This window comes from Blastococcus sp. PRF04-17, from assembly GCF_023016265.1.
Classification (GTDB): Bacteria; Actinomycetota; Actinomycetes; order Mycobacteriales; family Geodermatophilaceae; genus Blastococcus_B.
The window spans coordinates 4,433,019-4,456,212 of the sequence record NZ_CP095412.1 but is presented as its reverse complement, the minus strand read 5'-3'; the positions used below and the strand labels follow the sequence as shown (position 1 = coordinate 4,456,212).

The 23,194-nt window shown below is 72.5% G+C and carries 25 protein-coding genes; 10 read left to right on the top strand and 15 right to left on the bottom strand.

Annotated features, from left to right (window positions below):
- A complete protein-coding gene (locus MVA48_RS22690) occupies positions 1 to 2,523 on the top strand; it encodes a DUF4132 domain-containing protein (RefSeq protein WP_246984017.1) in 2,523 nt (840 codons plus the stop codon).
- Between the two features lie 67 nt (positions 2,524 to 2,590).
- Here the strand turns inward: MVA48_RS22690 and MVA48_RS22685 are convergent, their stop codons facing one another.
- Positions 2,591 to 2,785, bottom strand: coding sequence for a hypothetical protein (locus tag MVA48_RS22685; protein ID WP_246984015.1), 195 nt, complete (start codon positions 2,783 to 2,785; stop codon positions 2,591 to 2,593).
- A gap of 8 nt (positions 2,786 to 2,793) precedes the next feature.
- Positions 2,794 to 3,270 (bottom strand): ArsI/CadI family heavy metal resistance metalloenzyme, encoded by a 477-nt coding sequence (locus MVA48_RS22680; RefSeq protein WP_246984013.1) that lies wholly within the window; start codon positions 3,268 to 3,270, stop codon positions 2,794 to 2,796.
- A gap of 102 nt (positions 3,271 to 3,372) precedes the next feature.
- Here MVA48_RS22680 and MVA48_RS22675 point away from each other — a divergent pair, with 102 nt between their 5' ends.
- The 5 genes from MVA48_RS22675 (at position 3,373) to MVA48_RS22655 (ending at position 5,532) form a co-directional block, all read left to right on the top strand.
- The gene (locus MVA48_RS22675) at positions 3,373 to 3,729 is read left to right on the top strand and encodes an ArsR/SmtB family transcription factor (protein ID WP_246984004.1); all 357 of its coding nucleotides are present in this window, start codon (positions 3,373 to 3,375) and stop codon (positions 3,727 to 3,729) included.
- 94 nt (positions 3,730 to 3,823) lie between these two features.
- Positions 3,824 to 4,108: an ArsR/SmtB family transcription factor gene (locus MVA48_RS22670; protein WP_246984002.1), complete on the top strand. Its 285-nt coding sequence runs from the start codon at positions 3,824 to 3,826 to the stop codon at positions 4,106 to 4,108.
- Complete coding sequence (locus tag MVA48_RS22665) at positions 4,099 to 4,842, top strand: MIP/aquaporin family protein (RefSeq protein ID WP_246984000.1); 744 nt, start codon at positions 4,099 to 4,101, stop codon at positions 4,840 to 4,842. Before MVA48_RS22670 ends, MVA48_RS22665 begins: the two co-directional genes overlap by 10 nt.
- On the top strand, positions 4,839 to 5,243 hold the full coding sequence (locus tag MVA48_RS22660) for an arsenate reductase ArsC (protein WP_246983992.1): 405 nt from the start codon (positions 4,839 to 4,841) through the stop codon (positions 5,241 to 5,243). The genes MVA48_RS22665 and MVA48_RS22660 overlap by 4 nt, the downstream gene beginning before the upstream one ends.
- Positions 5,244 to 5,295: 52 nt before the next feature.
- Entirely contained in the window at positions 5,296 to 5,532 is a 237-nt protein-coding gene (locus MVA48_RS22655; RefSeq protein ID WP_246983990.1) for a hypothetical protein, read from the top strand.
- A gap of 67 nt (positions 5,533 to 5,599) precedes the next feature.
- Here MVA48_RS22655 and MVA48_RS22650 read toward each other — a convergent pair whose 3' ends face one another.
- Positions 5,600 to 7,297 carry a hypothetical protein gene (locus MVA48_RS22650; protein ID WP_246983988.1) on the bottom strand — a complete coding sequence of 566 codons (1,698 nt, stop codon included), beginning with the start codon at positions 7,295 to 7,297 and terminating at the stop codon, positions 5,600 to 5,602.
- A gap of 175 nt (positions 7,298 to 7,472) precedes the next feature.
- Here MVA48_RS22650 and MVA48_RS22645 point away from each other — a divergent pair, with 175 nt between their 5' ends.
- Positions 7,473 to 8,891: an MFS transporter gene (locus tag MVA48_RS22645; RefSeq protein ID WP_246983986.1), complete on the top strand. Its 1,419-nt coding sequence runs from the start codon at positions 7,473 to 7,475 to the stop codon at positions 8,889 to 8,891.
- Between the two features lie 6 nt (positions 8,892 to 8,897).
- Here MVA48_RS22645 and MVA48_RS22640 read toward each other — a convergent pair whose 3' ends face one another.
- Entirely contained in the window at positions 8,898 to 10,433 is a 1,536-nt protein-coding gene (locus MVA48_RS22640) for a PucR family transcriptional regulator (RefSeq protein WP_246983977.1), read from the bottom strand.
- A 328-nt stretch (positions 10,434 to 10,761) separates the two neighbouring features.
- Here MVA48_RS22640 and MVA48_RS22635 point away from each other — a divergent pair, with 328 nt between their 5' ends.
- Positions 10,762 to 11,214, top strand: a complete 453-nt coding sequence (locus MVA48_RS22635) for a GlcG/HbpS family heme-binding protein (RefSeq protein ID WP_246983976.1) — start codon at positions 10,762 to 10,764, stop codon at positions 11,212 to 11,214.
- A 62-nt stretch (positions 11,215 to 11,276) separates the two neighbouring features.
- On the opposite strand, the gene MVA48_RS22630 is transcribed toward MVA48_RS22635, so the two are convergent.
- From MVA48_RS22630 to MVA48_RS22600, 7 genes are all read right to left on the bottom strand, one after another.
- Positions 11,277 to 11,729 (bottom strand): RidA family protein, encoded by a 453-nt coding sequence (locus MVA48_RS22630; RefSeq protein WP_246983974.1) that lies wholly within the window; start codon positions 11,727 to 11,729, stop codon positions 11,277 to 11,279.
- A complete protein-coding gene (locus MVA48_RS22625; protein WP_246983971.1) occupies positions 11,722 to 13,278 on the bottom strand; it encodes a gamma-glutamyltransferase family protein in 1,557 nt (518 codons plus the stop codon). The genes MVA48_RS22630 and MVA48_RS22625 overlap by 8 nt, the downstream gene beginning before the upstream one ends.
- 65 nt (positions 13,279 to 13,343) lie before the next feature.
- The gene (locus MVA48_RS22620) at positions 13,344 to 13,817 is read right to left on the bottom strand and encodes a Rieske (2Fe-2S) protein (RefSeq protein ID WP_246983969.1); all 474 of its coding nucleotides are present in this window, start codon (positions 13,815 to 13,817) and stop codon (positions 13,344 to 13,346) included.
- The gene (locus tag MVA48_RS22615; RefSeq protein ID WP_246983967.1) at positions 13,814 to 15,280 is read right to left on the bottom strand and encodes an aldehyde dehydrogenase family protein; all 1,467 of its coding nucleotides are present in this window, start codon (positions 15,278 to 15,280) and stop codon (positions 13,814 to 13,816) included. Before MVA48_RS22615 ends, MVA48_RS22620 begins: the two co-directional genes overlap by 4 nt.
- Complete coding sequence (locus MVA48_RS22610) at positions 15,280 to 16,509, bottom strand: NAD(P)/FAD-dependent oxidoreductase (protein WP_246983965.1); 1,230 nt, start codon at positions 16,507 to 16,509, stop codon at positions 15,280 to 15,282. The genes MVA48_RS22615 and MVA48_RS22610 overlap by 1 nt, the downstream gene beginning before the upstream one ends.
- A gap of 5 nt (positions 16,510 to 16,514) precedes the next feature.
- Complete coding sequence (locus tag MVA48_RS22605) at positions 16,515 to 16,934, bottom strand: Rieske (2Fe-2S) protein (RefSeq protein ID WP_246983963.1); 420 nt, start codon at positions 16,932 to 16,934, stop codon at positions 16,515 to 16,517.
- Positions 16,935 to 17,043: 109 nt separating this feature from the next.
- Complete coding sequence (locus tag MVA48_RS22600; RefSeq protein ID WP_246983961.1) at positions 17,044 to 17,784, bottom strand: TenA family transcriptional regulator; 741 nt, start codon at positions 17,782 to 17,784, stop codon at positions 17,044 to 17,046.
- 158 nt (positions 17,785 to 17,942) lie between these two features.
- Here MVA48_RS22600 and MVA48_RS22595 point away from each other — a divergent pair, with 158 nt between their 5' ends.
- Both MVA48_RS22595 and MVA48_RS22590 read left to right on the top strand, forming a co-directional pair.
- The gene (locus MVA48_RS22595) at positions 17,943 to 18,692 is read left to right on the top strand and encodes a YoaK family protein (RefSeq protein WP_246983959.1); all 750 of its coding nucleotides are present in this window, start codon (positions 17,943 to 17,945) and stop codon (positions 18,690 to 18,692) included.
- 148 nt (positions 18,693 to 18,840) lie between these two features.
- Positions 18,841 to 19,116, top strand: a complete 276-nt coding sequence (locus MVA48_RS22590; RefSeq protein WP_246983957.1) for a hypothetical protein — start codon at positions 18,841 to 18,843, stop codon at positions 19,114 to 19,116.
- Between the two features lie 81 nt (positions 19,117 to 19,197).
- Here the strand turns inward: MVA48_RS22590 and MVA48_RS22585 are convergent, their stop codons facing one another.
- From MVA48_RS22585 to mgrA, 4 genes are all read right to left on the bottom strand, one after another.
- Entirely contained in the window at positions 19,198 to 19,764 is a 567-nt protein-coding gene (locus MVA48_RS22585; protein ID WP_246983955.1) for a DUF4334 domain-containing protein, read from the bottom strand.
- A 79-nt stretch (positions 19,765 to 19,843) separates the two neighbouring features.
- Positions 19,844 to 20,722, bottom strand: a complete 879-nt coding sequence (locus MVA48_RS22580) for a lysophospholipid acyltransferase family protein (protein ID WP_246983953.1) — start codon at positions 20,720 to 20,722, stop codon at positions 19,844 to 19,846.
- A 93-nt stretch (positions 20,723 to 20,815) separates the two neighbouring features.
- The gene (locus MVA48_RS22575) at positions 20,816 to 22,075 is read right to left on the bottom strand and encodes a lipase family alpha/beta hydrolase (RefSeq protein ID WP_246983951.1); all 1,260 of its coding nucleotides are present in this window, start codon (positions 22,073 to 22,075) and stop codon (positions 20,816 to 20,818) included.
- Between the two features lie 14 nt (positions 22,076 to 22,089).
- Entirely contained in the window at positions 22,090 to 23,121 is a 1,032-nt protein-coding gene (mgrA, locus tag MVA48_RS22570) for an L-glyceraldehyde 3-phosphate reductase (protein ID WP_246983949.1), read from the bottom strand.
- Positions 23,122 to 23,194: the final 73 nt, after the last annotated feature.

The following is a 23,194-nucleotide window of genomic DNA, read 5'->3' as shown; positions in this document are numbered from 1 at the left end:
GTGCGCTTGCTCGACGCGATCCGGGGACGGGCGCACAAAGGGCTCGACGTCCCGCCGGACCTGGCCCGTCGGCTCGCCGAGGTGGATGACCTGCTTCGGCCGGTGGAGAACCCGCGCCGGAAAGTTCGTGATGAGGAGATCTTCGAGCCGGCTCGATACCCGGACACCCCGTACGGCCGCGCGCTGGTGGATGCGGACGACGAGAGGCTGCGGACCGCCGCCCTGTGGGCGCAACGACACCTCTGCTCGGCCCCGCACGCGTATGACGCCTGGCCGGCGATGCGGCTGGCGCATGCACTTGCGCGCCGGAAGCTGGCGTGGACGGCGGATGAAGTCGCCGTGGCCGTGCGCTTGGCAGTCCTGCGCGGGAGCGGCGATCACGACCTCCCGATGAGGGTCACCCTGCCGATCGGCGCGGCCGAACGCCTGCCCCGCACGTCGATCCCTCCCCTCTCGGATCTGCTGGCGCTCCTGCGGTCGCAGGTCGCCGACGCGGTCGGCTTCTACACCGGCGAGGAGCGCCTGCGGTACACCCGCCGTCTGGACGCTCTACTCGAGGGTCCCCCGGAGTCCCTCCTGACGCTGCCGCCGTCGTTGCTGCACAGTGGTGACGCGCTGGGCCCCGCGCTGCGGGCCGAGCTCGGCGACCGGCTGGACGCCCCGGGGATTCCCGCCCTGTTCCTGCACGCAGCCAAGGCGTCCGGACCCCGCCCCTCGGGCAAGTGGCGCACGACTGGCCGTGGCCTGCTCGACGAGGCCCAGGACGGCCTCGACGTCGTCCGGGAAGTTCTCCAGCGCACGGTCCACCACCGAGAGCAGCCGGAGGAATGCCGCTGCGGGATCGACGGTCATCAGGACTGGGTGTGGCTGCACGAGTCGACCGCACGCTTGATCCGTGGCCTGGTCGTGCTCGTCGGCGAGACCGACGAGCACTGGGTCACGCCGCTGCTCGGTGAACTGCTCGCGGTCGCGGGGAGCGGCCTGGGCGGCAGCGCCGGCACACCCCGGGACCTCGTCGTCTCGAACGCGGCCATAGCGGTCATCGCAGAGAGGGACGACGCCGTCCCCTACCTGTCACAGGCATGCACACGACTCAAGCACCGCGCCCTGCGGAAGGGTGTGAGCGCGGCACTGCAGGCGGCCGCCGAGCGGGCCGGCCTCACCGTGGGCCAGCTCGCCGAGCGCAGCGTGCCAGCGCACGGGCTCGGCCCCGACGGCCGCAGCATCGTGCAGCTCGGTGCGCACACCGCCGTCCTCGCCCTGGAGCGGCCGGGCACGGTGTCGCTGACCTTCCGCACGACCGCCGGCCGAGACCTGGCCAGCGTTCCGGCAGCGGTCCGCAACGACTTCGGCGACGAGGTGGCGGGACTGCGCGCGCAGGTCAAGGAGCTGAAGCGAGCGGTCACGGCCGAGCGCTCGCGTATCGAAGAGCTGCTCGCCGAGGACAGGGCCTGGCCCGCGGACGAGTGGGCCACCTACTACCGGGACCATCCCGTCGTCGGCGCCCTCGCACGTGGCCTCCTCTGGCAGAGCGAGCACGACGGCGAATGGCGCACCGGGCTCCTGACGGACGACCGGAGACTCGTCGATCTGCAGGGCGCTGAGCTGGCTGTCTCGGGCTGCGTCCGGCTCTGGCATCCGCTCCGCGCCGACACGGACGAAGTCGGTGCCTGGCGCGAGCACCTGCTCGCCGACGAGGTGCGACAGCCGTTCAAGCAGGCGTTCCGCGAGATCTACCGACTGACCGATGCCGAGGTCGAGACCGGAGACCACTCGAACCGGTTCGCCGCCCACGTGCTCCGAGCCCCGCAGGCACAGGCGCTCATGCGCACCCGCGGCTGGACCGGCGACGGACTCGGATACTGGGAGGGGGGCTACGAAGGACACGTCACCAAGCCGTTCGCCAGCGGATGGCGCGCGGAGTTCTTCTTCGACCTGATACCCGACGAGGCCGATGGATACGAGACGCCGTCCCTGGCCGGCTCCGATCAGGTCCGGTTCAGCCGCCACCAGGACGGCGGATGGGTGGCCCGGCCGCTGACCGAGGTGCCTCCCCTGGTCTTCACCGAGGCGATGCGGGACGTCGACCTCTTCGTCGGCGTCACCTCGATCGCCGCCGACCCAGCCTGGATCACGAGGGGTGCGCGGACGCACGAGACCTACTGGGAGCACGTCAGCTTCGGTGCCCTCACCGAGGCGGCGGCCACCCGACGGCAGGCACTGGAACGCCTCGTGCCACGACTCAGGATCGCCGATCGTTGCGCCCTGACCGAGCGGTTCCTGGAGGTCCGCGGCGACCTACGGACGTACAAGATCCACCTCGGCTCGGGGAACATCCTGATGACCCCGGACGAGTACCTGTGCATCGTCCCGGGCCGCGCGCAGTGGAAGGACCCGAAGGTGTACCTCCCGTTCGAGGACGGCGGCGGGATGCTCTCGGTGATCCTGTCCAAGGCGTTCCTGCTGGTCGACGACACGTCGATCACGGACCCGAGCATCACCAGCCAGATCGCCCGCCGCTGAGCGTGGCCGACGGCGACGAACTCGTGGTGATCGACGGGTGATCACCACGAGTTCGTAGCACTCGCGCTCAGGCGGGGCAGCAGACCGGGGTGGGTCCGGCTCGGTACAGGCGGGCGACGGCGCGGGTGAGCGCGGCGCCCCAGCTGGCGGTCAGGGACGTCCGGCCGGGGGCGCGACCGCGGCGTGCGAGCCCGGCCTGGCGCAGCAGGTCCGCACGGCGCTGCTCGGCGAGCTGTGCGATGAGGACGGGGTGCACGTCCATCACGGCCGTCAGCAGCAGGCGCCGACGCGGACGTCGGCCTGCGACCGGTCCCGGCAGCACGAACCGTCGCCGGCGACCGCGGACAGCTCGAGGTCGGTCTCACCCTCCAGGTCGGGCCGCGCATCGCCGGTGACCGTGTAGACCTCCCAGGGCTCGCCACCGGGACCGGTCACCCACACCTTGTCCTGCACGGCGTAGCAGCAGGTCGTGTTCTCCTCGACCCGCGTCGCCAAGCCCTCGGCCGCCAGCCGGGTCGTGGCCGCGCCGACCTCCCTTCTGGACGGGACCTCGACACCGAGGTGGTCTAGGCGCGTCGGCTCGCCGGCCTCGCCCTCGAGCAGCACGAGCTTCAGCGGCGGGCTGGCCAGCGCGAAGTTCGCGTAGCCGGGACGGCGCTTGGCCGGGGATGCGTCGAACAGACGCGAGTAGAAGTCGACGGCCGCTTCGAGGTCGGCGACACGGAGCGCGAGCTGCACGCGGGACATGGGAAACCTCCTGGTCAAGGACATATCGACGTTTGTCGATATAGGACTATGGCCGTAGTATCGATGCCTGTCAATGCGTTTCTCTCACCTGGAGGAAGTGCCGTGGCGCTGCGCGAACTGCCCGTCCTGGAGCAGCCGGAGCCCGTCGCCTGCTGCGCCCCCCTGGCCACGGAGGTGCTCGGCGGCGACGACGCTCTCGTCCTCGCCCGGCAGTTCGCGGCGCTCGCGGACCCGGTCCGGTTGCGCCTGGTGTCCCTGCTCGCCACGGCCGAGGGCGGCGCGGTGTGCGCCTGCGACCTCGTCGAGCCCGTCGGCAAGAGTCAGCCCACGGTGTCCCATCACCTCAAGGTCCTGGTCGAGGCCGGACTGGCCACGAGCGAACGCCGCGGCCGCAACGTCTGGTACGGCGTCGTCCCCGCCGCGCTGGAGGCGCTCCGTGGCGCCCTCGCGCCCCGCTGAGCGGCGTTCACCGGATGTTCGCTTGCTCCCGCCGCAGCGGGCCGTGTCTCATCAGCCCGTGCTGACTGATCAGGCGCCACTGATGGATGGGGCGGTGCTTCGCGCGCTCGCCGACCCCCTGCGCCAGCGGATCGTCGGCCTGCTGGCCCGCGAGCAGCTGTGCACCTGTCACCTGGTGGAGGAACTTGCCGCCACCCAGACCAACGTCTCCAACCACCTGCGTGTCCTCCGTGACGCGGGCCTGGTCGCCAGCGAGCAGGCGGGGCGCTACACCTACCACCGGCTGGTACCCGAGCGGCTCGCCCAGCTGTCGGCCGGCCTGGGCGAGCTCGCCTCGCGGTCGCGGCTCGCGCATGCGGTGAAGCGGCCGTGCGGCTGACCGTCCTCATGCGGCAGGCGCTGGCCGAGTTCCTCGGCTCGGCCGGCCTGGTCGCGGTCGTCATCGGCTCAGGCATTGCCGCCCAGCGGCTCTCGCCGGACGACGTCGGCCTCCAGTTGCTGCAGAACGCCTTCGCCACCGGTGCCGGACTGGTCGCGCTGATCCTCGCCTTCGGCCCCGTGTCCGGCGGCCACTTCAATCCGGTCGTCACCCTGGCAGACCGCTTCTTCGGCGGTGTCACGAACCGCCAGGTGGCGGTCTACCTCCCGGCGCAGTTCCTCGGAGGGGCCGTCGGCGCGGTGGTGGCCAACCTGATGTACGAGCTGCCCGCCGTGTCGATCTCCGGCAAGGAACGCTCGGCCGGAGGGCTGTGGTTGTCCGAGGCACTCGCCACCTTCGGCCTGGTCGTGCTGATCTTCGCCCTCGTGCGCGCCGGCCGGGCCGCGATGGCGCCCTTCGCCGTGGGCGCCTACATAGCGGCGGCGTACTGGTGGTCGTCCTCGACGAGCTTCGCCAACCCCATGATCGACGTGGCGCGCACCCTCTCCGACACCTTCGCGGGCATCGCTCCGACGTCGGTGCCGATGTTCCTGCTCGTGCAGCTGGTGGGGGGCGCCGCCGCGGTCGCCGTCGTGGCGCTGCTCCACCCCGAGGTCACCGCCGTCGCAGACGCCGTCGTGGTTCCGCACGACGGCACCGAAGAACGCCGTTCCGTCCAGGAGGACCCGCGATGACCGACAAGCCCAGCGTGCTGTTCGTGTGCGTGCACAACGCCGGCCGCTCGCAGATGGCGGCCGGCTGGCTCCGGCACCTGGCCGGGGACGACGTCGAGGTTCGTTCCGCCGGCTCGCTGCCCGGCGACCAGGTCAACCCGGCCGCGGTCCAGGCGATGAGGGAGGTCGGCATCGACATCTCCGACCAGCGCCCGAAGGTGCTGACGACCGACGCGGTCGAGGCCTCCGACGTGGTGATCACGATGGGCTGCGGCGACGCCTGCCCGATCTTCCCGGGCAAGCGCTACCTCGACTGGCAGCTCGACGACCCGGCGGGCAAGGGCGTGGCGGCCGTGCGACCGATCCGCGACGAGATCGAGCGGCGCGTGCGCGACCTGATCTCGCAGCTGCCGGCGGGCTGAGGACAGTCGTCGCGGTGGCGGGACCGATGGCGTCGCACCGAGACTGGACACCGTGCACGACGTCACCTCGCCCCGATCCGGAGCCGCAGAGGAGCCGGCGTCACCGCGGCAGCACCTCGCGCGCACGGCCGTGATCGTCGTCGTCCTGGGAGTCCTGCCCTTCGCTCTCGACGCAGCCGCGGCCTGGCAGGTCCTCGGCACCCTGGTCGCGGCCACGTTCGTCGCCCGTGCCCTGCAGGTGATCTGGCGGGCGGCCTTCAGCACCGACCCCCGGCACCTCACCTCCTGAGGCCATAACGCGTCGCAGCCCCGGACCAGCGGTCCGGGGCTGCGGTGCGTCGGGGCAGGGTCGACGGCTAGCCGAAGATGACGACGCCGAGCACCGTGGCCACCGCCAGTCCCGCGATCACCGGCACGAAGCAGCGGCGGGCGAGCTCGACGGCGGAGACCCGGCAGAACCCGGCCACGGCCAGCAGCGACGACCAGGCGACGAGTGTGCCGCCACCGGACCAGATGTTGCCCATCTGACCGATCGCTGCCAGCGTCGGGCTGCTGACTCCGGCCCCGTCCGCCAGGGACCCCGCCAGGGAACCGGTGAGGGGAAGCCCGGAGAAGCCCGACCCGTCGAGCCCCGCGACGACCCCGACGATCATGATCCCGAAGGCCGTCAGCAAGGCGTTGGCCGGGAGCTGCTCCTGGCCGGCGACGACCAGGTCGAAGAGCAGGTTCGGTGCTGTCTCACCCTCCGGGATGGAGAGGATCGACGTGGCGAACTCACCGTTGCCGATGAAGAAGAAGCCGGCGATCGGGAGCACCACGCCCATCGCCTTGAAGGCGAACACCAGGCCGTCGACGATGTGGTCGGCCGAGGTCTCCAGGAACTTCGGGCCACTCCGGGCGTACGCGGCGCCGAACATGACCAGCAGTGCGATCCCGCCGACCAGCGCCGCCGCGTCTCCGCCCTGCAGGTCGGGCACTGCGTCCGACGCCGCGGCCACGATCAGGTAAACGATCAGCGCGAGGTAGGCCAGCGGGACGAGCAGAGCGAACGCCTTGGACGCGACCGGCTTCTCGACCGGCTGGATGGTGTGCTGCTCGGGCGGTACGGGCCCTCCCGCCGGCGTTCCGACGAGGGCGTGGGCCCGGCTGAGGCGCGCCGCGATGGCTTCCGCCTCGTCGCGCGGAGCGCTCGACGTACCGCTTCCGACACCGACCAGCTCCCGTTCCCCCTCGACCGACGGGCCGCCGCCTCCGGTGCCGTCGACCGGGACGGGGGTACTGCCGCCCGTTCCGCCGGCGGAGCCGGTCGACGAGGGAGCGCTGCCACCGAGAACGACCTCCTGCCGCGCCTCGGCGTCGGCGCTGCCGCTGCGACGATCGGCGCTGCTCTCCCACTCCTCGAGCAGGGCGTCCGAAGGCCGACGCATCTTGCGGATCTCCATGGCGTAGCCGATGGCGAGGGCGACACCACCGACGATCAGCGAGAGCACCAGAGCACGGTCGGCCACCACCGTGACGTCGGCGTTGGCGGTGGTCGCCGACAGCTGCGGGGCGACTCCGATGATGTAGTCCGACGACAGGGCCATGCCCTGCCCGGCGATCGCGATCGTGAAGCCGACCGCGAGGGGGCGCAGGCCGGCGCGGATGGCCACCGGCACCAGGACGGCGCCGACCAGGGGCACGGCGGGGGTGGGCCAGAAGAACAGCGAGATGAAGTAGGTGACGATCACCAGGGTCCACCAGGAGAGGTGGGCGTTGCGCATCACCCTGCGGAACGGCGCGACCATGCGCCGGTCCGATCCCAGACCTTCGAGCGACCTGAGCATCGCCGTGACCATGGCGATGATCAGGAAGATGTTGAACAGGTTGGTCGCCGCCACGAGGCTCGCGTTGAAGACGGAGGACAGACCGGTCGCGAGGCTGCCCGACCACACGAGCGCCGTCAGGAACGTGGCCAGAACCGCCGGCACCACGATGTTCTTGCGCATGATCATCGTGGCCAGGATGACGATCACCCCGGCCAGGAAGATCCAGTGCGCTGCTGTCAGTTGCATGGTTGCCCCTAAGACGGGAGAGCCCTATATGAGTGGGATGAAGGTGCTCGATCGGGCGGCACCCGTCCATGAGCGATGTGCACAGTGGCGTGCGTCACGAATGTGCAGCCTGCCGTAGGCGTCCAGTGACCTCCGTGTGACGCTCTCACCCAGTCGGAGTAATGAGAGGACCGCCGTGCCGGAGCTGTCGACGGGGCCGGCTCCCGCCGCCCGGGCGGAGTCCGCGCCACCGTCCCCCGCCGCGCCGGACACGGCTCCCCGCGCGAAGCGCGGCTGGCTGTTGGCCGCCCTGCTCGGCGCCACGGTGCTCGGCACCATCAGCAACAACATCGTCAACGTCCCGCTGCGCCGGATCATCTCCGACCTGGACGCACCGGTGGCCCACGGGGTGCTGGTCGCCTCGGCCTCGGTCCTCGTGCTGGCCGTCGCCATGCCCTTCACCGGCTGGATCAGCGACCGACTCGGCCGCCGCCGGACACTCGTGCTCGCCCTGTCCGTGCTGCTCGCCGGAACGCTCGGCGCCGCGGTGGCGCCCACGCTGTCCTTGCTGGTGATCAGCCGCGGCCTGCAGGGGCTCGGCTGCGCGGCGGTGCCGACGGCCGTCATGGGCACGCTGGCCCGGAGCTTCGCGCCTTCCCACCGCAACCGCGTGATGGGCGCCTGGGGCGCGGCCAACGGGATCGGCCAGGCGATCGGTCCACCTGTGGGTGGACTGGTGGCCGACGCCTTCGGTTGGCGGTGGATCTTCGGTGCGCTGGTCCCCGTCACTGTCGGCGTGCTGATCCTGACCCTGCGGGTCGTGCCCCGCGACGACGGTCACCGCACCCGGATCGACTGGGTCGGGGTGAGCGCGCTGACTCTGGGCGTCGCCCTGCTCATGACCGCCGCCACGGCCGCACCGCAGCCCGGCGTTCCCCTCTGGCTGCCCGTCGCCGGCGCCTGCCTCGGCCTGGTGAGCCTGATCGGCTTCGTCGTCGCCGGCTTGCGGCGCGCGGCGCCGTTCATCGATCCCCGCCTGCTCGTCGAGGTGCGCTGGCTGCGCAGCGCCACCGCCGTCTTCGTCCAGCAGTCCAGCCTTGCCGCGGTGCTCGTCGCCGTGCCGCTGTACCTGACCGGTGTGGTCGGCCTGTCGGTGGCGGTCACCGGCCTCCTCGTGTTCTGCCTGCCGCTGGTGTGGGCGGTCGCCGCCCCGCTCGTCGGGCTGCTGGCCGACCGGATCGGGCCGCGCCCGGTCTTGCGCGCGGGGCTCGGACTGATCGCGGTCGTCGACATCGGGCTGGCCACCGTGCTGGCCGCCGGTGTCACGCACCTGGCGCCGCTGATCGGTCTGCTGCTCGCGGCCGGCACGGCCATCGCCCTGGTGCAGACCCCCGCCTTGACCGGCGCGACGCGGTCGCCGGCGGGACAGCGCGGCACCGGCCTGGGACTGTTCAACATGATGCGGTTCGTCGGGGCGGCCAGCGGCACCGCCGCGGTGGCGGCGGCCTGGCCGGACGGCCTGTTCTGGCTGTTCGCCGGCTGCGGCGCGGCGGCCCTCGGGGGCCTGGTCGTCAGCTTCCTCGGCAGGCAGCTCCCCGACCGGCCGGCCTCCTGAGCGGCGTCAGACCGGGCGGACCACCCGATCCACCTCGGCGGTCGTGTTGGCCAGGAGGTCGAGGGTGTGCGCAAGCCACACGGCGAACTGGTTGTCCGCCTGGCGCAGGTCCATGCCCAGCAGCCGCGAGGCGCGGTCCAGCTTGTAGAGCATCGTGTTGCGGTGGATGTGCAGGTCCCGGGAGGCCGCGTTGACGTTGCCCCCGCTGGCCACGTAGGCGAGCACGGCCGACTCCAGGTCACCGACGTTGGGATCCCGTAGCGGCGCGAGGATGTCGGCGGCGAACGACCGCCCGGTGCGGCTCGCGGCCACGTCCTCGAGCACGGCGTGCACGCGGAGCTCCTGGTAGCCGCACACCGGCGGGAGGCCGAGGCGCTGCTGCAGTCCGTGTGCCATGCGGGCCTCGCGATAGCTGTCGGGGATCGACAGGGCCCCGACGACCGGCCGCCCGTACGTGACGCGCACCGGCCGGCCGGCCTGGTCCTTGCGGTTGGACAGGTAGGCCTGCAGCGCTCCCGCGTAGTCGCAGATGGTCGTGACGGCGGTCTCCGGTGTGCCCATCGTGCCCCGGCGCGCGACCTCGCGGACCACGACCAGCACGTCCCCGACCATCGCGGCCAAGGTGTGCCGCTCCTTCTCGGGCAGCAGACGGGTGACCTGCACCGCGATCTGCTGGAGGCGGGTCGGGGAATCCGCGTCGCCGGGCAGGGTGATGCCGGAGGCGATCAGCACTCCGAACCACGACCGCACCGGGAACTCGTAGTGCGCCGCCCGCGCACTGATGTCCTCCAGTGTCGCGAACCGCCCGTGCAGCAGACCGTGCACGAAGTCGCCCCGCGCCTGTTCCTTGGCGCGTTGCACACTGCGCAGCCTCAGCATCTCGGTGCCGACGATCGGCGCTGCCTGCTCGACCAGGACCCGGTGCTCGGCGATGTCGTGCGGGTGCGGGTCGTCGCTCTCCTCGAGCAGCAGGATCCAGCCGTCGTGTCGACCACCGAGCACGATCGGGGTGACGACGCACGCCAGTTCGCGGTCGCCCACCCGGATCTCGGCGAAGCGGGGGTGCACCTCCGCGGGCGCCTCCCGGGTGCCCAGTGCCTCGGCCTGCTCGGCGAAGGCCCGCGCCAGCTCGGCGGGCTCGACGGTGCGCCTGTGCTGCTCGAGCGCGGCGAGCTGCCCCTGGCTGTCGAAGACGGCGACCGGCCGTTGCGACATGCGGGACATCTGGCTGCACAGGGCCGCCAGCTCCGCGCCCCGGTAGAGCAGTTCGGCCAGCGCGCGGTGCACGGTCAGGCCGTATCGCAGGACGTGCGTCTCGCGGGCCAGCGTCAGATCGGCGACCAGCCGGTTGACGGTGGCGAAGGACACCGGGTCGGGCATGGTGACCAGGGGCAGCTGGACGGCGGCGACGGCGTCCCCGGCGACCGTCTCGTGACCGTCGACCAACAGCGCCGCCGCGCCGCGCGCGGCGAGCCGCTCGGCCGCCCGGGTGACGCTGACCTGGTCCCGCTCGAGCTCCGCGGCGTGGGCGTGCACCAGCACCCCCCGAGGGGGTCCTCCTGGTCGGCGGCGACCGACCAGGGCACCACCCATTCCACCCTCGTCACCGCACCGGTGCGCCCGGCGTGGATCCGGGCACGGCGCAGCGCCGGCTCCTGGAGCAGGCGCGCCAGCGTCAGCGCGTCGTCGGAGTAGGCGTGCGGCAAGCGGCGCTCCTCGGGTCACAGTGCACAACGGTCGGCGAGCCCGACGCTGCAGTCTCACCATTGCTCGGGCCGTCGTCCAGGCCCCAGGGTGGGAAGTCGCCGGCTCCCGTTCCGCGGAGTCCGGTTGTCGTCTGGCCCGGCCTCGCGCCGGAGGAGGAGTTCTCGTGCACCAGGTCTTCCGGATCACCCTCGACGACGCCCTGCCGATCCTCCAGGCCGCGCGGGCGAAGGCCGAGGAGCTCGGCGTGAAGCAGACCATCTGCGTCTGCGACGACGGGGGCAACGTCGTCGCCCTGCACCGCTTGCCCGGAGCCCGGCTGACGGGTGTGGAGATCTCGATCGCCAAGGCGTTCACCGCCGCCGGGCACGAGCGGGCCACCCATCTGTTCAACGAGCCGCCGAACGGTCCCGCCCTGCCGGGTAACGAGGCCTTCGGCATCTCCCACATGCTGCCCGGAAAGTTCGCGATCTTCGTCGGCGGCTTCCCGATCGTGCACGAGGGCCAGATCGTCGGTGCTGTCGGCGTCAGCGGCGGGAACGGTGAGCAGGACAAGGCGGTCGGCGCCGCCGCCCTGCAGGCGTTCGCCGACCACGTGGCCGCCAACCCGCCTGCCTGATCCGCCGACAGGGCCCCGGTGGTGCAGCCGTGCGGCGGCGCCATCGGGCCGGTGCAGGCGCATCAGGGCGGCGGCGTGACCGCGGCGACGAGCTCCACCTCGACCGGGGCGCCCGACGGCAGCGTCCGCACACCGACCGCGCTTCGTGCCACCGACCCCCGCTCCCCGAGCCGCTCTCGCAGGACGGTCGAGGCACCGTCGGCCACCGCCGCATGAGCGGTGAAGCCGTCGACCGCGGCGATGAAGACGGTCATCTTGAGCGCGCGGTCGATGCCCGCCAACCCGACCGTCTCGACGAGCGCCGTGACGGCGTTGTCGGCCGCGAGGCCCGCGGCTTCCCGCGCCATCGCGACGTCGAGGTCTCGTCCGACCACTCCGTGGACGACCAGCTCACCGTGCCGGCGCGGCGTCATGCCCGCCGTCCAGGCCAGGCCGCCGTGGACCACCGCCGGTACGTAGGCGCCCTGGGGCGGCACCGCGGTCATCGGCCGCCCGTCGTCCTCGCGTTCAGACACCCAACGCCACCCCGTCCATCCGGGGGTCGGCGGCGCCGGCCAGGACCCCGCGGTCGTGATCCACCGAGACGAGGAGAGCGCTGCCTCCGCCGTTCCACTCCCCCACGTCGCGCACGTCGTGCCCCCGCGCCACGAGCTCTGCGAGCACGTCAGCACCGAGCCGGCTCTCGCACTGCAGCGTCTCGGGCGTCCCCAGAGCGTCGGCATCACTGCCCGGGTGCACCGTGGTCCGGGGGGCCGAGACCGCCTCCTGGGGATCGAGGCCACCGTCGACGAGGTGCGAGAGCACCTGCATGTTCCACTGCACCTGACCGTCGCCGCCCGGGGTGTTGCCGACGTGCCGGAGCCGGCCTGATCCGTCGGTGGCGAGCCAGGCGTTGAGGGTGTGCAGCGGCTTGCGCCGAGGTGCCAGCGCATTGGGGTGTCCCGGGACCAGATAGGAACCCCGGGCGAGCCGGTTGTTCAGCGCGATAGCGGTGCCGGGGATCGAGATCCGGGCGCCGAAGGTGAAGGCGAGCGACGAGATCGCGCTCACCGCCCGCCCGTCGGCGTCCACGGCAACGCAACTGGTCGTGTCGCCCGCGATCCCGGTCGGGAACCCGGCCGTCACCGGTTCGCCGAGGAGCTCCTGTCGCCCCCGGGAGAGCTCGTCGGCCCCGAGAACCGTTCGCCAGGCGTCGTTGTCGGAGGCGCACCGCTCGTACCGGTCCCGGAAGGCACGTCGCGCGGCCAGGGAGAGCAGGTGCACCGACTCCGCGCCCGAGGTCGGGAGGCCCGTCAGCAGTCCGTCGAGCAGCCCGGCCTGCTGCAGCATCATCCAGCCCGGCGACGGCAACGGCGTCTGGTGGACGGTGAAGCCGCCGTAGGGCCCGCTGATCGCCGGCTCAACGGCCACACTGCCGGCCAACCGCCATTCCTCGCCGGAGAAGGGCGCGCCTCCGGCGCGCAACAGGTCCACCGCACGCTGTGCGACGGGGCCCTCGTAGAGCGCTCCGGGGCGGCGGGCCAGCCGCTCGATGCTGTCGGCCAGCTCCGGCGACACGAGCCGGTCGCCGACGTCCGGGATCCGTCCGGCCGGCAGCAGCCAGCGGGCGAGGTCGTGGTCTCGGGCCAGCGAGTCGGCGTGCTCGACGATGTCCCGGCGGTTCTTGGCGGTGCAGGGCATGCCGGTGCGGGCAGCGGCTGCGGCCGGGGCCCAGAGGTCTGCCAGGTCCCGCGTTCCGCCTCGTTCGTGCAGGGCGGCCAAGGCCCCGATCGCCCCGGGCGCGGCCACGGCCTGCGGTCCGCTGAGGGGCAGCGCCGTCCGGCCGCGCTCCAGGTACTCCTCGGCCGACGCTCCGTCCGGGCCGAAGCCGCTGCCGTTGACCGTCCACACCCGTCCGTCCGGCTCCCGGACGACGGCGAAGAAGTCACCGCCGATCCCGCACTGACCGGGCAGCGCCAGCCACGACATGGCCGTCATAGCCAGCGCCGCGTCGATCGCCGTTCCGCCTTCGACGAGGGCGCGTGCGCCGGCCTGGCTGACCGCGGGGGAACTGCTGCTGACCATGCCGCCCGTGGCGAGCGTCGAGGTCCGGACAGGCCCCCAGGAAGCGGGCCACTCCCCCGGCGCGATCACACCGACGGCGGCTTGCGCCGGCGGGGACCGCCCTCCATCACGTCGCGCTGGGAGAGGGCGACCAGCACCTGGCCGTCCTCCTCGCGTACCGGGTACGTGCGGATCGCCTCGGTGGCCGGCGGCTGGATCGGCTCGCCGGTCTCGAGGTCGAACACGCTGTTGTGGCAGGAGCAGCGGATCCCGTCGTCCTGCAGCTTGCCCGAACTCAGCAGGCAGTCCAGATGCGTGCAGTAGTTCGACGTCGCGTAGGCCTTGCCGTCCAGACGCGCCACGGCGAGCTCCATCTGACCGTGCTCGGTGTCGGCGTAGAAGCGCCGGACGTAACCGTCGGGTACCTGCCCGGCACGGCAGATTCGGACGAACGCGCACTCGGTGCTCGCCGCAGCGAGTTCCTCGTCGGACGCGGGGTTCACGGCTGCGGGATTCACGGGCGTGGGGTTCACGGGCGAGGTCTCCTCCGGGGCGGTCATGCGCTCAGGTAGACGGTCTTGTCGGCCGTGTAGAAGCTCATCATCGATTCTCCGGCCTGTTCCTTCGACGTCTGGGTGCTGCTGTCCTTGAGGCCGCCGAACGGGGCGTTCATGGCCTGGCCGGTGGTCGGCTGGTTGACCTTCACGAGGCCGGCGTCGACCCGTCGCGCGAAGGTCATCGCCCGGCCGATGTCGCGGGTGACGATGCTCGCCGACAACCCGAAGCGGGTGGCGTCGGCGAGGTGCAGGGCCTCGTCGAACGACTGGACCCGCAGGACCGCCAGCACCGGGCCGAACACCTCCTGGGTCGCCAGCTCCGAGGCAGGGTCGACGTCGGTGAAGACGGTCGGCCGCACGTAGAGGCCGTGCGCGAGGTCTCCGGCGGTGAGGTCCTGGCTGTCGTCGTCCGGACCGCCGACGACGAGCCGGGCGCCGTCGTCGAGTGCCCGTGCCACGTGTCCGAGGACCGACTGCTGCTGGCGCTCGCTGGCCTGCGGCCCGAGGTCGACGCCGTCGGAGAGACCCGGGCCGACGCGCAGGGCCCGCGCCTTGGCGGCGATGCGGTCGACGAGGGCGTCGTGCACCGCGTCGTGGACGATGACGCGGCTGGTTCCGGTGCAGGCCTGGCCCGAGAGCCCGAACGCACCCTTGGTGATCAGGGTCGCCGCGCGGTCGAGGTCGGCGTCCTCGAGCACGAGGACCGGATTCTTCCCACCCATCTCGAGCTGGGTGCGTCGGCTGGCCCGCGACGCCCGGTGGATCGCCTCACCGACGTTGGTGGAACCGGTGAACGTGACGGCGTCGACCCGTTCGTCGGTCACGAGGGCCGAGGCCGCTTCCGCCCCTCCGTGCAGGACGGCGATCGCGCCGGGCGGTACCCCACCTTCGAGCAGGGCGTCGACGAGGCACTGACCGAGCAGCGGCGTGACCTCGCTCGGCTTGAAGACCACGCCGTTTCCCGCCGCCAGCGCCGGACCGAGCTTGCGGGACGGGATGTTGAGCGGGAAGTTCCACGGGGTGATGGCGGCGACGACGCCGACCGGCGCGCGGAGGGTGAACAGCAGGGAGCCGTCGCCGGTCGGCAGGGTGACCCCGGCCGTCCGCAGCGCCTCGCCCGCGTAGTACCTGAGGTTCATCGGCGTGCGGGAGACCTCCATCGTGGCCTCCGCCTTGGTCTTGCCCTCCTCGCGGACCAGCTCGACGATCAACTGATCGCGCTGCCGCTCCAGGACGGCGGCGGCGCTCTCCAGCACCTTCGCCCTCTGCTCGGGGCTGGTGTCGGCCCACTCCTGCCAGCCCGCGCTGACGGCGGAGACCGCGGCCTCGGCGTCCTTCGCGTCGGACTCGGGGAAGGTGCTGACCACCTCCCGCACGTCGGCGGGGTTCCGCCGTTCCAGGGTGCGGCCGGTGACCGACTCGACCCAGGCGCCGTCGATGAGGTTGCGTACCGTGCGAGGGGTCATCAGACCGGCACCTCTTCCTGGTCCAGGAGGTCCTCCAGCTCGACCGACTCGTCGGCCAATTGCTCGGCGCTGACCGGGATCCCTAGGTCGATCAGCTCCCGGGCGACCGACAGGTCCTCGCCGCGCTCGATCGACGCGCCGCCGACAAGGTGGCCGTCCCGGAGCCAGAACGCGGTGCCGTCGAGTTCGGCGAGGCTGCCGCGCGTGACCAGCGTGTCGGTCGGCCGGATGCCGGTCAGACCGAGCCCCTGCACGTTGATGTCGTACTGGTCGGTCCAGAACCAGTGCGCGTCCCGGCAGGTGGAGGGGCGCCCGGCCACCGTGGCCGCGATGGCGGCCGCCTGCCGCTGCGCGACGTCGACATGCTCGACGCGGACCCGGCCGTAGAGCGGGTGGTCGTGGGCCGCGACGTCGCCGGCGGCGTACACGTTCGGCAGCGAGGTCCGGCCCTGGGCGTCCACCTGGACGCCGTTGCCGACCGCCAGCCCGGACCGGACGGCGACGTCGGTGTTGGGCTCGATCCCGATGCAGACCACGAGCTCGTCGACGGTCTGGCTGCCGCCCTCGGTGACGACGACGACGCCGTCGGTGCCGCAGCGGATCTCGCTGATGGCCCGGCCGAGGCGCAGGTCGACGCCGCGCCGCTGGTGCAGACCGGTGAGGGCGGCGCCGATGTCGACGCCCATGGCGCGGGCGAGCAACACCGGGTCGCGGTCGAAGACGACGACCTCCGCGCCGTGACCCAGGGCGGCGGCCGCGACCTCGCTGCCGAGGAAGCCGCCGCCGAGGACGCCGATCCGGCGTCCCGCGGTCAGCCGCTCGCGCAGCCGGTCACTGTCGGCAAGCGTGCGGACGTGGTGGACCCGCTCCCCCTCGACGCCGGGGAGGCGGCGGGGGCGCCCACCGGTGGCCAGGACCACGACGTCGGCGGGGATCGCGGAGCCGTCGGCGAGCAGGACCGAGCCGGTGTCGGCGGCGATCCGATCGACCGGGCTGTTGGTGCGGAGGATGACGTCGTTGGCCTCGCACCACGCGGGGGTGAGCAGCCAGAGGCCGTCGTCCCCGCCGGTTGCCAGGCGCTCCTTGGACAGGTGCGGCCGCTGGTAGGGCCCGACCGGTTCGTCGCCGACGAGCACGACGGGACCGGCGAAGCCGCGACGGCGCAGAGCACGGGCGGCGGAGGCTGCGACGTGACCGGCTCCGACGACGACGACCGTCTGCTCTGTCATCGGTGTCACCGCCCGGCCGGGTGCGTCGCGGATTCGGACGTGGTGGCCTCTCGGGGCGTCGCCGGACGGGGGTCGACGAGCACCGCACCCTCCTCGGTGACCTGCACCGTGTACGTGGCCAGCCGGCCGTCCTGGTCCTCCGATTCCCCGGTGCGCGGATCGAACTTCCACTGGTGGCCGGGGCAGATGACCTGGCCGCCGAGCAGGGTGCCCTTCGCCAGCGACCGCTCCTGGTGGATGCAGGTGTCGTCCACGGCGAACACCTCGCCGTCGACCAGGAAGAGGGCCACGGGGCAGCCGGCGACGTCGACCTGCTTGCGCCTGCGGCGGGCCAGGTCCTTCATCTCGGCGACGTGCACCCAGGACTGGCCCGCGGCCGGCTGGTCGACGCCGGCTGCCGGGGAGGTGGTGGTTGGCTCGCTCACGGGAGATCTCCGCTCGTGGTGGTGCGGGCAGCGAGGCAGCGCTGAGGCCGCAGAGACGGCACGGGGTGCCGGGCGCCCTGCGCCCGGCACCCCGAGTCGGAGCCGGCGCTCAGGCCTGCGTGCCCTCGAGGTCGGGGGCGACGTAGGTGTCGTAGAGCGAGCGGGTGTAGCTGTAGCGCATCTCGGCGCCCCACCGGACGAACTGCAGGCAGCGCTGCTGCAGCTCGGGGGTGTTCGCGTTCTCCAGCACGATCTGGTAGCCGCGCTCGCCGTGGACGACGTCGGAGGTGATGTGCAGGTCGAAGAACTCGATCTCGTCCTCGGTGAAGCCGTACGTCTCGCGCAGCGGCACGATCTGCTTCTTGTAGATCTCGGGGACCTGGGACTCCAGACCGACCACGAGCGCGGCCGTGGCGACGACGAAGTGCTCGCGCAGCGCCGTCGCGTAGCACCAGGCCTGCAGGCCCCGGGTGACGGCGTTGGCGTTGTTCGGGTCCTCGATCCGCTCCCGGGTCGTCCCGCACGCCTCGCCGAAGCGGATCAGCAGGTCGGTGTGGCGGATGTCGGCCAGCTCCTCCTCGTACATGTTCTGGAGCAGGAAGTCCTTGGCCTCGGTGATGGTGTCCGGGGTGTTCGCGTAGACGATGCCCAGGTAGTCGGCGAAGGGGCCGACGTACTGGTAGTGGTTTTCGGCCCAGCGGGCGAAGTGGTGCCGCTCGAGCTTGCCGTCGGCCCAGGCCTTGCTGAAGGAGGCGTTCTTGGCCTCGCGGCCCTTGATCGCGTCCTGCAGAGCGGTGCGGAACTCGTCGTGGCTGAGCAGTTCGGTGGTGGGGTTGAGCGTGGCGGTCATGGAGGGCCTTCCCTGGTGACGCGTGGGCTGGGGCTTGTGGCGTCCAAGTTAGGTGCGTCACTCCGGCCTGCCCGACGGTCATCCTGCACACGTTCGCTGCAATTGCGTGTGCACATGGACCAGCGCTGTCCGGACAGGCCGGCAGGGATCCTGCAAGCGTGCCTGGCCCCCCTGCCCCTCCTCCCGCCGCCACGACCGCACCGACCGCCGGACCGGGCGCGACGGAGGACCGCCACCACCGGCGAGCGCTGCGCCTGCGCCAGTCGCTCGTGGTCACCCTCGCCGTCGTCAGCGGCGCCACCGACGCCATCGGCCTCATGGCTCTCGGCGGCGCCTTCACCAGCGTCATGACCGGGAACCTGGTCATCCTGGGCGTCTCCGCCAGCACCGCGGACGGGGAGCTCGCGATCGCGTCGGGAGGTGCCATCGTCGCGTTCTGCGCCGGCGCGGCCCTGGGCGCCCGACTGGCCGGACTGCCGACGCCCGGTGACCGGGTCTGGCCCCGGCCGGTGACGCTGGCCCTCTCCGTCGAACTGGTCCTGCTGATCGGCTACGCCGTGGGCTGGTGGCTCACGGGCGCACGACCGGGGACGGTGGTCGCGTTGCTCCTGCTGTTCGCGCTGGCCGCCGCGCTCGGGATCCAGAGCAGCACGGTCCAGCGCTTCGGCGTCAGCGGCATGTCCACGACCTACCTGACCGGCACCCTCACCACGGTCGTGATGCGACTGGCGACAGGTCGCGGCGTCCGCGAGGTCCGGCACAGCATCGAGATCCTCGTCGGGCTCGTCGCCGGGGCGGCGGCCGGCGCTGGGCTCCTGGTCCTCCTGCCCATGGCGGCACCGGTGCTGCAGCTGGTCGCGCTGGGCGCCGTGGTGCTCCTCGGCGCCACGGCCTTCCGCCGGCGGTGACCGCTCCCTGCCGCGCACCGGTCTCATCGACAGTGCGCACAGAAGCGGTCGTCCGGTCTGTGCAGTCTGCCCCTGCCCTCGCTCGTCGGCCGCTCATAGCGTCGGGCCTCCCGCCCCGCCGGGGCGAGCGACTGGAAGGTGTGGACGAATGACCCAGGACCTGTCCCAGGACCAGTACACGAGGGCCGCCGACGAGCTCGAGCGGGCGGTCCGCCACTACCGGGAGGCCGCGACGCACTCCGCGCGGGGTGAGCACGTCCAGGCCGCCCACCACGCGCACATCGCGCGGGGTCACTTCCTCAACGCCCAGGGCATGGCGCACGACGCCGCCCGCTGGCACGCGGATCAGTTCAGCGACACCGTCATGGCCGAGCACCCCGTGGCCGAGCACCCCGTCGCCGAGCGTTCCGTGGCGGGCGTCTGAGGCGGGCTCCCGGCACGTCTCCTGGCCGCTGGATGGTTCCCGGCGGCCAGGAGCCCCCTCGGCGGCGCGGCCCTCCGTCGGTCAGCCGACCGGGCCGTCCCGGTGCAGCACGAAGAAGAACGGCTCCGGCAGCCCGCGCATGTCCATCGCCCCCAGCAGGACGTCGTCGCCCGCCCGCCGGAAGACGTCGATGATCGGCAGCGCGTCGTAGATCATCGCCGCGGTCCGCACCCCCCGGTGCTCGATCGTGCGCAGCCGGGCGGTCGGCCGGTTCGTGTGGAGCAGCGGCCGGACGCCCCCGAACGCCGTCGCGACGAACCGGAGCTTGGCCAGTGCCGCGTAGTCGCGCAGCAGCCGCAGCGGGATCATGGCCGGGTCCACGGGGCGCGGCTGCCCGCTCCGGGTGCGGAACAGCAGCGGGTGCACCGACTCCACGCCCGAGAACTCCTTGCCGTACCAGCCGTAGGCCTCCAGCAGCCCGTCCAGCCGCGACCCGGTGTGCAGGCCGCTGCCCCGCCACCGGCCGGTCAGCTCGCCCAGCGCCACCGCGGGCAGCGAGTCGAAGAACTCCAGCGCGTCGGCGGCGGCGGCGCCGTCCCGGTGCTCGGCCAGCCAGCGCTCGGCCCGCAGTCCCTCGGTCGTCGTCATCCGCGCACTCCCTGTCCGGCTCCCTCGCAGGTCAGACGACCAGCCTGCCAAACGATCACCGGCGCCGTCGACCCGGCGATCACCCCAGCACCGGCAGCTTCCGCTGCGCGGCCAGGCGGTCCATCCCGGCCTGGATCTCCGACCGCACCTGCTCGTAGATCTTCTGGACGTACGCCGTGTCCTCGGCGCGCTCTGGGTCGTCGTCGACCTCGATGGGGTCGAGCAGCTCGGTGCGGATCTTCGCCGGCAGGGGCACGTGTGCGGGCAGCACCTCGATCGCGATCGGGAACGGGAAGCCGGCGATGATCGGCAGGTTGGCCCCGCGCAGCGTCTTCTTCAGCCCGAGGACCTTGTCCAGCGCGTTGGCCAGCCACTTGCCCTCCGAGATCACGAAGACCGTGTCGTGGCCGCCGACCGTGGCCACCGGCAGGATCGGCACGCCGGACCGGATCGCCTGCTTCACGAATCCGGTGCGACCGCCGAGCACCGCCACGTCGCGCTTGCGCCAGCTGCGCATGGCGTCGACCTCCCCGCCGGGCCACACGGCGACGTCCTCGCCGCGGGCCAGCGCCGCGCCGACGCTCTTCGGATTGGCCGCGAGCACGCCCATCGCCCGGAACCAGTCACCGAGCCCCGGGCTGGCCATGAGGACGTCGTGCGCTGTGCCGTGCAGCGGCCGCTTGCCCTCGAAGTGCCGCTGCCAGGCGTTGACCAGCGTCCAGGCGTCCATCGTGAGCGCGCCGCCGGAGTGGACGCCGACCACCAGGCACGTCCGGTCGGGCACGCGCTCGAAGCCGCTGATGTCGAGCCGGAACCAGTACTTGTCGAGCAGGTCGGTGACGGGCTGCTGGAGCTTGAGCAGCGTCTCGTTCGGCGGGTGCGGCTCCATCGCGGCCCCCACCCGCCACTCGATGAGCCGCCGGAGGATGTTCTGCTCCTGCTCGGCAGTGTCGGCCACGGTGCCCTGCCACCTCGTTCCATCGTCGTCGAGAAGATCAACGCCGAGGATCACCCGAGGTTCCGCCCGGCGCACGGACGGATCCGTTCCCGATCACGGCTGCGCGGGGCGCGGGCCCTCCGGCCGGTCGACCAGCCAGGCGCGGATCCGCTCGTAGACGCGCGGGTGGTTGAGCAGGTCGAAGTGGTTGAGGCCGCCGAGGCGGTGCACGTGGTCGGGCGGGAAGGCCAGCCGGTCGTCGTCCCCCGTGTCGCCGCAGGCGCTGCGCGGCGGCACGAGCAGGTCGCCGAGGAGGTCGGCCAGCCGGCCGGACGGGTTGCGGCTCAGCGTCGCCAGGACGACGAAGTGCCGAGCGCCGTCGTGCAGCGGCACGGAGGTGTGCGGCCCGGGGGTCAGCGCGTCGAGGTCCCGGTCGGTCCAGTCGCCCTCCACGAGCGTTCCGCGACGGAGGTCCTTGATGCCGACGCTGCGCAGGCTCAGCAGGCGGGCGAGCGGACGGGTCTCCGGCAGCCGTGCGAGCCGGCCGGCGAGGCGGTGGACGGCCCGCTCGAGCGGTGCGCCGAGGTGCGGTGTCCCGAGGGTGACGGTGTCCCGGACCAGGCGCGTCCAGCCGTGGGCCTCCTCGGTGCCGCCACCCGCCCGGTGCAGGGCGCTGCGGGCCACCAGCCCGCCCATGGAGTGTCCGATCAGGACGACGTCGGCGACGTCGACCGGCCAGGCGTCGACCAGTGCGGCCAGCAGGTCGTCGAGGGCCCGGCCGTTGTCGGAGATGTGCAGCCCCGTGTTGTAGCGGAGGTACACCGGCGTCAGGCCCAGGTCCGCCCGCAGCCGGGCGCCGAACGTGCTGCCCGGCTCGCCGCGGCGCCCGGCCCCGTAGCACCAGGACGCCTCGGTCTCGGTGAGACCGTGGACGAAGACCGCGATCCGGTCCGTGCCGTCGGGGAAGGCCGCACGCAGCGCGTCGCGCTCGACCGGGACGGCCCGGCCGGCGACCCGGACGGTCATGTCCAGCGCGAGGGACGGCGCCTCGCTGCGCAGCAGGTCGCCGTGCGCCCCGTTGAGGATCGCCTGGGCGACCCGCCCGGCGCGGACCGCGTCGAGGTCGGTGCCATCGGCCCGCAGCGCCGCCGCCGTGCCGGCCGCCCACGCCCCCGCGCCCAGGCCGGTCCGGACGCCCGCGTAGCTCAGCGCGGCGACCGCGTCGTGGACCACCTTCACCGGCTGCGCCACCGGCCCGACCGCGGCGAAAGCCCGGTCGGCGATGCCCTGGTGCAGCTCGGCGATGCGCCGGGTTCCGCCGCGCAGTGCCGTCCCGGCCAGGCGAGCGACGCCGGCGACCTCGTCCGTTCGCATGCGATCCCCTCGTGTCAGGCGGTCCGGGGTGCTTCCCACAGGTCGATGCCGCTGTCGACGGCGTGCTCGTCGATGGCCCGCAGCTCGTCGTCGTCGAACGACAGATTGCCCAGCGCGCCGACGTTCTGCTCGAGCTGGGAGACGCTGCTGGCACCGATCAGCACCGTGGTCATCCGCGGATCGCGCAGCGCCCAGGCCAGCGCCATCTGCGCCAGGCTCTGGCCGCGGTTCTGCGCGATGTCGTCGAGCGTGCGGATGCGACGGAGCGCCTCCTCGGTGAGGAGCTCGGTCGACAGCGACTTGCCCTGGCTGGCCCGCGAACCCTCGGGGACCCCGTCGAGGTACTTGGCCGTGAGCATCCCCTGGGCGAGCGGCGAGAACGCGATGCAGCCGGCGCCCACCTCCTCGAGGGTGTCCAGCAGCCCCTCGGTCTCGATCCAGCGGTTGAGCATCGAGTACGACGGCTGGTGGATGAGCAGCGGCGTCCCGAGGTCGGTGAGGATCGCGGCCGCCTTCGCGGTGTCCTGCGGCGAGTAGGACGAGATGCCGACGTAGAGCGCCTTGCCCGCCTGGACGGCGGAGTGCAGCGCCCCCATCGTCTCCTCGAGCGGCGTCGTCGGGTCGGGGCGGTGCGAGTAGAAGATGTCGACGTAGTCCAGGCCCATCCGCGCCAGCGACTGGTCGAGGCTCGACAGCACGTACTTGCGGCCCCCGCCGCCCTGCCCGTAGGGGCCGGGCCACATGTCGTAGCCGGCCTTGGTCGAGATCACGAGCTCGTCGCGGTACGGGCCGAAGTCGTCGGCCAGGTGGCGCCCGAAGTTGGTCTCGGCCGAGCCGTACGGCGGGCCGTAGTTGTTCGCCAGGTCGAAGTGCGTGACGCCGAGGACGAAGGCCCGCCGCAGGATGTCGCGCTGCCGGTCGAACGGGACGTCGTCCCCGAAGTTGTGCCAGAGGCCGAGGCTGATGGCGGGCAGGTCCAGGCCGCTGCGCCCGCACCGCCGGTAGGTCATCGAGTCGTAGCGGTCGTCGGCCGCGCGGTAACCCATGGGGCGATCCTGCAGGACCCGGCCACCCACTGCCCTCGCAGGGCGGGATGCCTCGGGTTTCGCCGAGCCGCAA

Bases quoted from the DNA above. Each gene is read 5' to 3' on its own strand.
- MVA48_RS22685 (WP_246984015.1), bottom strand. From the start codon at position 2,785: ATGGACGTGCACCCCGTCCTCATCGCACAGCTCGCCGAGCAGCGCCGT.
- MVA48_RS22680 (WP_246984013.1), bottom strand. From the start codon at position 3,270: ATGTCCCGCGTGCAGCTCGCGCTCCGTGTCGCCGACCTCGAAGCGGCC.
- MVA48_RS22660 (WP_246983992.1), top strand. From the start codon at position 4,839: ATGACCGACAAGCCCAGCGTGCTGTTCGTGTGCGTGCACAACGCCGGC.
- MVA48_RS22650 (WP_246983988.1), bottom strand. From the start codon at position 7,297: ATGCAACTGACAGCAGCGCACTGGATCTTCCTGGCCGGGGTGATCGTC.
- MVA48_RS22625 (WP_246983971.1), bottom strand. From the start codon at position 13,278: ATGGTCAGCAGCAGTTCCCCCGCGGTCAGCCAGGCCGGCGCACGCGCC.
- MVA48_RS22620 (WP_246983969.1), bottom strand. From the start codon at position 13,817: ATGACCGCCCCGGAGGAGACCTCGCCCGTGAACCCCACGCCCGTGAAT.
- MVA48_RS22615 (WP_246983967.1), bottom strand. From the start codon at position 15,280: ATGACCCCTCGCACGGTACGCAACCTCATCGACGGCGCCTGGGTCGAG.
- MVA48_RS22610 (WP_246983965.1), bottom strand. From the start codon at position 16,509: ATGACAGAGCAGACGGTCGTCGTCGTCGGAGCCGGTCACGTCGCAGCC.
- MVA48_RS22600 (WP_246983961.1), bottom strand. From the start codon at position 17,784: ATGACCGCCACGCTCAACCCCACCACCGAACTGCTCAGCCACGACGAG.
- MVA48_RS22590 (WP_246983957.1), top strand. From the start codon at position 18,841: ATGACCCAGGACCTGTCCCAGGACCAGTACACGAGGGCCGCCGACGAG.
- MVA48_RS22585 (WP_246983955.1), bottom strand. From the start codon at position 19,764: ATGACGACGACCGAGGGACTGCGGGCCGAGCGCTGGCTGGCCGAGCAC.
- MVA48_RS22575 (WP_246983951.1), bottom strand. From the start codon at position 22,075: ATGCGAACGGACGAGGTCGCCGGCGTCGCTCGCCTGGCCGGGACGGCA.
- mgrA (WP_246983949.1), bottom strand. From the start codon at position 23,121: ATGGGTTACCGCGCGGCCGACGACCGCTACGACTCGATGACCTACCGG.